General features: G+C 63.2%; 11 protein-coding genes. 7 read left to right on the top strand and 4 right to left on the bottom strand.

What is annotated here, in order from left to right; all coding sequences use genetic code 11:
* The first annotated feature begins 6 nt into the window (after window positions 1–6).
* Both MTR72_RS21205 and MTR72_RS21210 read left to right on the top strand, forming a co-directional pair.
* Window positions 7–585: a DUF1214 domain-containing protein gene (locus MTR72_RS21205; protein WP_280964952.1), complete on the top strand. Its 579-nt coding sequence runs from the start codon at window positions 7–9 to the stop codon at window positions 583–585.
* Window positions 582–1,166, top strand: coding sequence for a DUF1254 domain-containing protein (locus tag MTR72_RS21210; RefSeq protein WP_341510891.1), 585 nt, complete (start codon window positions 582–584; stop codon window positions 1,164–1,166). Before MTR72_RS21205 ends, MTR72_RS21210 begins: the two co-directional genes overlap by 4 nt.
* On the opposite strand, the gene MTR72_RS21215 is transcribed toward MTR72_RS21210, so the two are convergent.
* Entirely contained in the window at window positions 1,118–1,477 is a 360-nt protein-coding gene (locus MTR72_RS21215; protein ID WP_280964954.1) for a hypothetical protein, read from the bottom strand. The genes MTR72_RS21210 and MTR72_RS21215 overlap by 49 nt on opposite strands.
* 50 nt (window positions 1,478–1,527) lie before the next feature.
* Here MTR72_RS21215 and MTR72_RS21220 point away from each other — a divergent pair, with 50 nt between their 5' ends.
* The 3 genes from MTR72_RS21220 (at window position 1,528) to MTR72_RS40495 (ending at window position 2,483) form a co-directional block, all read left to right on the top strand.
* The gene (locus MTR72_RS21220) at window positions 1,528–1,650 is read left to right on the top strand and encodes a hypothetical protein (RefSeq protein WP_280964955.1); all 123 of its coding nucleotides are present in this window, start codon (window positions 1,528–1,530) and stop codon (window positions 1,648–1,650) included.
* Between the two features lie 89 nt (window positions 1,651–1,739).
* Window positions 1,740–2,072 carry a hypothetical protein gene (locus MTR72_RS21225; RefSeq protein WP_341510892.1) on the top strand — a complete coding sequence of 111 codons (333 nt, stop codon included), beginning with the start codon at window positions 1,740–1,742 and terminating at the stop codon, window positions 2,070–2,072.
* Window positions 2,073–2,171: 99 nt separating this feature from the next.
* Window positions 2,172–2,483, top strand: coding sequence for a DUF7662 domain-containing protein (locus MTR72_RS40495; RefSeq protein ID WP_445819612.1), 312 nt, complete (start codon window positions 2,172–2,174; stop codon window positions 2,481–2,483).
* A gap of 916 nt (window positions 2,484–3,399) precedes the next feature.
* Here the strand turns inward: MTR72_RS40495 and MTR72_RS21230 are convergent.
* Window positions 3,400–4,227 (bottom strand): MBL fold metallo-hydrolase, encoded by an 828-nt coding sequence (locus MTR72_RS21230; RefSeq protein ID WP_341510893.1) that lies wholly within the window; start codon window positions 4,225–4,227, stop codon window positions 3,400–3,402.
* A gap of 95 nt (window positions 4,228–4,322) precedes the next feature.
* On the opposite strand from MTR72_RS21230, the gene MTR72_RS21235 reads away from it, so the two are divergent.
* Complete coding sequence (locus tag MTR72_RS21235) at window positions 4,323–5,198, top strand: LysR family transcriptional regulator (protein WP_280964957.1); 876 nt, start codon at window positions 4,323–4,325, stop codon at window positions 5,196–5,198.
* Here the strand turns inward: MTR72_RS21235 and MTR72_RS21240 are convergent.
* Together MTR72_RS21240 and MTR72_RS21245 are read right to left on the bottom strand one after the other, a co-directional pair.
* Window positions 5,182–5,943 carry a hypothetical protein gene (locus MTR72_RS21240; protein WP_280964958.1) on the bottom strand — a complete coding sequence of 254 codons (762 nt, stop codon included), beginning with the start codon at window positions 5,941–5,943 and terminating at the stop codon, window positions 5,182–5,184. The genes MTR72_RS21235 and MTR72_RS21240 overlap by 17 nt on opposite strands.
* A gap of 16 nt (window positions 5,944–5,959) precedes the next feature.
* Window positions 5,960–6,148 carry a hypothetical protein gene (locus tag MTR72_RS21245; protein WP_280964959.1) on the bottom strand — a complete coding sequence of 63 codons (189 nt, stop codon included), beginning with the start codon at window positions 6,146–6,148 and terminating at the stop codon, window positions 5,960–5,962.
* A 252-nt stretch (window positions 6,149–6,400) separates the two neighbouring features.
* Between MTR72_RS21245 and MTR72_RS21250 the strand changes: the two genes are divergently transcribed.
* A complete protein-coding gene (locus tag MTR72_RS21250) occupies window positions 6,401–7,375 on the top strand; it encodes a DUF2336 domain-containing protein (protein ID WP_280964960.1) in 975 nt (324 codons plus the stop codon).
* Window positions 7,376–7,461: the final 86 nt, after the last annotated feature.

The following is a 7,461-nucleotide window of genomic DNA, read 5'->3' on the forward strand; positions in this document are numbered from 1 at the left end:
GATACCGTGCGGCTGATCCTGATCACATTGACGGCGCTTCTGCTCGCGACCGTCGTCGGCGTCGGGGCGACGTGGATGACCACGACGCGGGGCACCGATATCGGCGCACTGACCATCGGCGCCTGGACTGCGCGCCCCAGAACCGGCACCGCCGACGTCGATCCCTATTCGCGCGCCACCATCGTGCGCAACGGCGAGCTGCCGATCGGCACCGGTGACGGCGTGGCGTTCACGGCGACCGCCGACGACAAGAACAAGGCGCTCGACGGCCGCTGCGATGTCGTCGTTTCCGGCGTGACGCCGCCGGCGCGGTTCTGGACACTGACGCTTTACGACCGCAAGGGCCACCTCGTCGCCAACTCGCTGCAGCGCTACGGCTTCACCAGCCAGGAGATCGTCCGCGGGTCCGACGGCTCGTTCGAAATCCACATCGCCTCGCGCTCGCGCGCGGGCAACTGGCTGCCGACCGGCGGCATCGAGCGCTACGCGCTGATGCTTCGCCTCTACGACACGCCGGTGGGTGTTGCGACGCGCACCCAGCGCGATGCGCCGATGCCCACGATCACGACGGTGGGCTGCTCATGATCCGTCTGCTGTTCACCATTGTCGCCGGTATCCTCCTGGGCCTCGTGGTCCATCTGGTCAGCGTGCTGGCGCTGCCGCGAATCGCGACCCAGGACGCCTATTCGCGGCTGACGCCGATGACCAAGCTCAATGCCGTCACGCAGCTTCCCCTCGCGGACCCCAACACCTCGCCGATGCCGTTCATGGATCCGGCCTTTGCGCAGGCGATCTGCCGCTACGATCTGTCGGGCGGGCCGCTCAAGCTCGCGGTGCCGGTGAGCCAAGCCTACACCTCGGTGTCGTTCTACACCCGCAACGAGATCGCCTATTACGCGATCAACGACCGTTCGGCGGGCAAGAAGGTGATCGAGCTCGACTTGATGACGGAAGCACAGCACAACGAGCTGCCCGAGGACGAAGAGATCACGTCCGCCGACCGCCTGATCATCGACTCGCCCAGTGCGACCGGTCTGATCGTGATGAAGGCGCTCGCCGCAGAGCCCGGCCTGATGCAGCAGGCACAGGCTTCGCTCGCCGCCGCAACCTGCGCGGTTCAGACCGAGCCGCCCGCGAAGGCCGAGACGCCGCGCGGTCGCCGCTGAGCCGCCTGTTTCGCAAGCTCACTAAAAATCCGCAAAACAACCCCATGCAAAGTAGAGGGGCAGAGAGCCGACTTATTCTGCTCATTTGAGTTTTGACTGGTTTGGGCCCCCTTCGCGCAGCAACTCCTTGAGCTGCCGGCAAGCTGATTGGCGGCTTCCTCGTCAATGAGGAAATCATAATGACCTTTCTGAGTGACGAGGGTTACCGTCCCCAGAAGCTCATGAGGAGAGTCTTGGGCTGCCAGGACCCCGCATTCCAAAACGATCATATCGATAATATCGTCGCTCATGTTCAGTGGCGGATCGGGCATAGCGCGAATATCCAATCTCAGAGGTCATGATGTGTCCAAGTCAGCAAATCATGGTCGCGGCCGGTATCGAGCTTTTCCTCACCGGATGGCTGCTCATCGCCCCGCCTATCAGCAAAGTGCAGGCAAGAATGATCCGCAAGCGCGGAGAACTGATCGTGGTGAGCAACCTCTGAGACCTGTGAGAGTGACCAAGGGGTTACTCGGTCGAGATTCCGAGCGGGCGACAATCTTTACTATTTGAAATTGCGCTGCGATCGGCAGCATGATCACCCTACCCGCTCCCATTTCTCTTGCGCCCGTCCTGCCGTTGCGATTTGATACCCTGATTAAGTACCGAATTGATTTTTGCGTTTCCCGGTCCGAACTTGGTGAGGGGGGAATGATGATTGATCTTGAAGGGAAATTGGTGCGGTTCGAAGAACTCGCTGGTGAATGCGAACTCATTGCCAAACTGGCCACGGACCATAAAAAACGTGAGCTGTTTCTGCGCGTGGGAGGTCACTACCGTGACTTGGCGGCCGACATCAAAACAGCCATCATGAATGCTGCGATCGACCGGCCTAACGATCCGGACGGCAGATTGCCGTCCCGATAGTCGCGAGCCCAGATCACTGCACCTGTCATGCGTTCACGCCGGCGGTGAGCGGCGAGTTGCGCGAGACGGCCAAGTAGCGAAGCGGGCGGGGGCGCATCCGTGTCGATTTACGATCCATTGCAGCAAAGACTGGCCAGAGTCCAAGATCGGACCGTCCGACTTACCTTTGCTGAGATCGAAGCCCTCCTGGGCCGGTCTCTGCCCGCCTCCGCCTACAGGTTCTCGGCATGGTGGGGCAACGAGACCTCTCGGACGGCCGGCCACACGCAGTCGAGGGCGTGGCTCCTGGCAGGATTCCGCGCAAGAGTTTCGCTCAAGCTTCGCACCGTCGAATTTGAACGCAGGTACGTGAGCGATCACAGTCCGAAGCATCCATTGGCGCGCGCACCGAACGAGCAGTCGGGCGGGTGAAGCGCGTCCTGATCGCTTTCGATATCGCTGGTCCGAAGCAGGAAAGACTCCGGCCACCCGCCTGGCCCGGCGCCACCAGCCTCCTGAAGCGGTTCCCGAATTAACGAATTGCCGCGACATCAAGCTTAATTCGTGAGTTTGATTGCGGGGGCTCAATCGCCAGCTAACATCGCTGCCGTCGGACAATTGTCCTGGTCCGAGCCCACCATCACGAAGTCGTCGCGCCAATATACTCGGTGCGGCGGCTTCGTTGGTTGCAACCGCTTTTATTGGCTCAGTTTTGAAAATGCCGTCGGACAACGAGCACCTCGATCTGATCGAAATGCGTCGGCAGCTCACGGCCTTGCGTTCGCAGAACTCCGACAAGCGTCTCGTTACGACGCTATTGAACCGTTTCCTGGTGAAGATCGCACTTCTGTCAGCGCCGCAAGATCGGGCGCACGAAAGACATCTTCGAGCCGAGTTCGCACGGACGCTGAAGAGGGTCGAAGCAATCGCCTTGCGCAGATCATCGTCCAAGCGATCTGCTGTTGCTAAACCGCCAAAGTAACATCAACGATGAGCCAGCAGCCGTGAACTGTCACAATTCCTTGGCATGATCATTGCAGATTTAGGACCAACTGGGATTTCAGTGCTCAGTTGGACAATAGAGCGCTGCCGGGACGTGTATTTCGAGCCCGGCAGCGCTTCTTTATTGCCCTGCCCGCCAGGCCCGTCAACGTTCGACCGGTGCTGTAGCTCGGCATAGCCCCAAGGAAACGGCCCCGCCTCTTTCCGGGCAGAAAGAAGCGAGGCCGCCGCATTCCAAGAAATCGCGGCCGAATGGGGTAAGGTTTAAGGAATCAGCCGCAGACCAAGTCTAGCATGGCCTCCCGCGATCTCCGAGGCGCCGGAGCGATCGCAATCTCATCAGTCCCTAGTGCGCGCCGCACCGGCAGTTCTCGTAGTCGACGGGATCATGGCTGTTGAAGACCGTCACGCGATCGCCGTGTTTCAGCTTGAGCGCACGCAGCCGCGCCTGGTTCGCGATCCGCGCGTTGCGATCCATGTCGACCCGGCGCTGGAAATAGCCGAGCACCAGCGGCATGCGAGCCGATGCCTCGAGCTGACCGTGAAAGAAATAGCTGTCGCCGGCATGTAGCAGCCATTTGTCGCTGATGCGCACCGCGATGCCGCAATGACCGAGCGTGTGACCGGCGAGCGGGATGATCAGGACGTCCGCCTCGCGATCGCTCAGCGCGCGGACGCCCTTGAAGCCGAACCAGTCTTCGCCGGCTTCATCGTAGAACTTCCAGCTTGGTCTGTGCTGCCACTGCTCGGTGACATATCGCCCCTCTGGTGGCGGCGGCTTTCGCAGCACCGCCATGTCGTATTCGGCGCGGTGAACGTGAATCGCGGCATGGGGAAAGTCGGGAACGCCGCCGGCATGATCGCGATCGAGATGCGTCAGCAACACGTGACGCACATCATTGGGCGAATAGCCGAGCGCCCTCACCTGCTCGACTGCGGTCTCGGATGGATCGAGTTTTGGCGCGGTCTGCCGCAGCCATCGCCGTCCCAGCCGCCCCGGCGCCGCGATATCGCCGAGCCCGATGCCGGTGTCGACCAGGACTAATCCAATATCGGTTTCGATCAGCAGGCAGTGGCAGACCATGCGTGCGCGCTGGAACAGGCTTCCGGTGCCGTTCACCAGACGCTGCTCCATCGGGCACATGGTGCCAGTGTTGAGATGATGGACTTTCATCGAGAACCCTTTGCCGGTTGTGAGCAAAGCGTTCTTGTCATCGCCCGAACCATAGGTAAAATATCAAATATTGATAACATCTATAGGACTTCCCTATGGATATCCGCGAACTTCGCTACTTCGCCGCTGTCTACCGCGCGCGCAATCTGACCGCGGCGGCGCGCGCATGCTTCGTGTCACAGCCGTCGATCTCCACCGCGATCACCAATCTGGAGGCCGAGCTCGGGACGACTCTCTTCATCCGGCACAAGAAGGGCGTCGCGCCCACCGCCTCGGCAGAGCAGTTTCACGCCCACGCGCGCCGCATCATCGACGAGGCCGACGCCGCACGCAGCCTGTTCAGGAAGCCGAGCGCGAAGACCACGGTAACTCTCGGCCTGATGCGCACGCTCGACGCGCCGCGGGCCATCGCCCTGTTGAAGCCACTGACGGCCCATCCGGACGTTTCGCTCCGCCTCGTCGGTAGCGACGAGTACGCCGATGCGCGGATCATTTCGAAGAACATGCTCCGCGCAGACGAGCAATTCGTCACGCTCTGGAGCGAACACTACGTCGCAGCGCTGCCGCCGTCACACCCGCTGACGCTCAAGGACAGGCTCCGCGCGGCCGACCTCGCCGATGTTCCCCTGATCGATCGCTGCCACTGCGAGAGAGGCGAATTCTTCGGACGCACCGCGCAGCGGCGCCCGCCTGCCGCGATCGCGCAATCCGAGGATTGGGCCATGGCGCTGGTCGCGGCCGGCGTCGGCATCGCCATCGTCCCCGAAGGCGTGGCGCGCGGCAATCCGGACGTCGCAGTGCGCGAGATCGAGGTGAAGGTGCGGCGGGAGGTCGGGCTCGCCTATCGCGCATCAGTGCCGCTGGCGGATGCGCTGAAGGATTTTGTCGCGAAGCTTGGCAAGCAACGGCCTCGGTCGAAGCGGATCGCGCGCCAAACGAGCGCGCGCAAGACTCCTAGCCGCGCACGCTAACCGAACGTCCGTAAGACGGCTGCGCCGCGACCGGCGGATTGGCGGTTTGGGCTGCGAGCTCGCCGATCAGGCGGTCGGCATCGGCCGCCATGCCGTCGGGCGCGTGGATCACCAGCCGCTCGAGCGCCCAGCGATAGGACGAGACGCGCTGCTCGAGGCACTGCTGCACCCACTGGACGATCAGCGAGTTCTCCTGCATGCGCCCGACCGCATCGGCCCTCTCCTTCGGCGACAATTCGGAGACGCGCGCCATGCTGGCATTGCGCTTGCGATCGAGATCGATGACGCGGATCGCACTGGCAAAGAACGGCTCGAAGCGGGTGATGTCGTTGCGCACGTCCTCGATGAGCTGAGCATAGCGCGAGGTGTGCGTGCGATGCGGCTCGTCGATCAGGGTGCGTCCATACATGGTGCGGTCGAACACGACCTTCTGCCGCCAGGGCGACGGCAACGCCTGGTAATCACCGAACACGCTCTTCCAGGCCGGGCGCGACAGCGGCGGCTCGATCAGGGGATAGGCGAGATCACGGAGTTGGCGTTCTTCCTCGGTAAGCTGGAAGTCCGAGGGGCGCACGCCGACGCTCGAGGTGACTTCAGCGCCGAGCCAGCGATGCATGTCGTCGCTGCGCATGTCGGCACGGGTGCGGCCGAAATCGCCGCCGCTGCAGCCCGCAAGCGCTGCACCGATAAGCGCGAGCAGCACGGCCGATGAGAGAGACCGGATCTGGCGGATTGTTTCCGGCATTGCACGAGAGCCGGATCTAGCGACGGCGACGACGGCGCCCTGGCGCTGTGCCCTGTTCCGGCCCACGACCGCCGCTGGTCTCATCCGCCTCGCGCTCGATGCGGATCACGGGAAGGATCAGGACCGTCCCCATTTCCGTGCGCGGTGCCATTTCCCCCGACGAGGCGAGCCGGCGACCGGCCGGAAATTCGATGATGGTCCCCATGTCAGCTCTCTTCAATTGCCGCGCGACCGAAGGCGGTGCCGCAACATGGGTTCATTAAGATCAGCACATGGTTAACGAGGTGTAAACATGGCGTTCGGACCGTAACCACACGGACCGCGCCGCGCAGTCCCGTTGCGGCACGACAACACCCTGAAATGCGCGTCGCGTTTCACGTCTCGTTTTCCTTAACGAGCCTTTAAACGAACCCGCGATAGGCTCGTCCAAGGACCTTTCCAAGTTGCGTACGCCTCAATGACCAAGTCGCTGTTTCCCGGATTCGACGGGCTGATGACCCTCTCCCGTCGCGAAGGCGTCGATATCCGCCCGACGCTGCTGCGCGTGCTGACGGACCTCTATGTCCAGGCGAGCAGCCACAGTGACGACGAACAGCGGCAGTTCGTCGAACTCGCCACGCGCCTGATCGATCAGGTCGACGATGCGACGCGCGCCGCCGTCAAGGCGCGGCTTGCGATCTACCCGGCAACGCCCGCACCGATCATGCAGAAGCTCGGGCTGATGGCCGCGCAGGAGGGCCGCCGGATTCCGCTCGCGCGGGAAATCCCCACGCCGCCGCCGGCTCCCATGCCCGCGCGCACGCCGACCGATGCGGAACTGCGCATGGCCTCGAACATGGCGATGCAGCCAACGGACGCCGCCGATATCCACGACATGTTCTTTCGCGCCGACGAATCCGAGCGCGCCCTGATCCTGCAAAACCTGGCGCAGACACCGCTCAAGGCCGCGCCGCGCATTCCGACCGTGCGGGCCAAGCGCGCGATCCAGATCCTGGAGATGGCGGCCATCGCCAACGACGTCGAGAACTTCACCCTCGAGCTCGGCGACAGCCTGATCCTGCCCTCGCGCGTCGCGGCGGAGATCGTCGACGATCCCGGCGGCGAAGCGCTGGCGGTCGCCGCACGTGCGCTCGACATGCCGAGCCCCAACTTCCAGCGCATCCTGCTGTTCTTCAAGCCGGAGATCGGCACGTCGGTGAACACGGTGTACCGGCTGTCGCGGCTTTACGACCGTCTGAGCGACCGCTCTGCGCTGGTGATGCTAGCTGCCTGGCGCGGCTCGACGCTCGCAGTCACGCGCGCCAAGTACCAGTCCTCGCTGTACGAGGGCGAGCGCCAGCGCGCGCGTGCAATCGCTAACCAGCCGCGGCCCACTATGCAGCCCGGCGCGATCCCCGCGACGCGAACCGGCACGGGTGGCTCGGATCGCTAGAGCATAGCCTGCCGCTCGTGAGTCACCTCTCCCCAGCAGGGCCTGTTGCGCTACTGGCTTTTGAGGCCGAGACAGGTCAGGGGAGA

Source organism: Bradyrhizobium sp. ISRA442, assembly GCF_038085055.1.
Classification (GTDB): domain Bacteria; phylum Pseudomonadota; class Alphaproteobacteria; order Rhizobiales; family Xanthobacteraceae; genus Bradyrhizobium.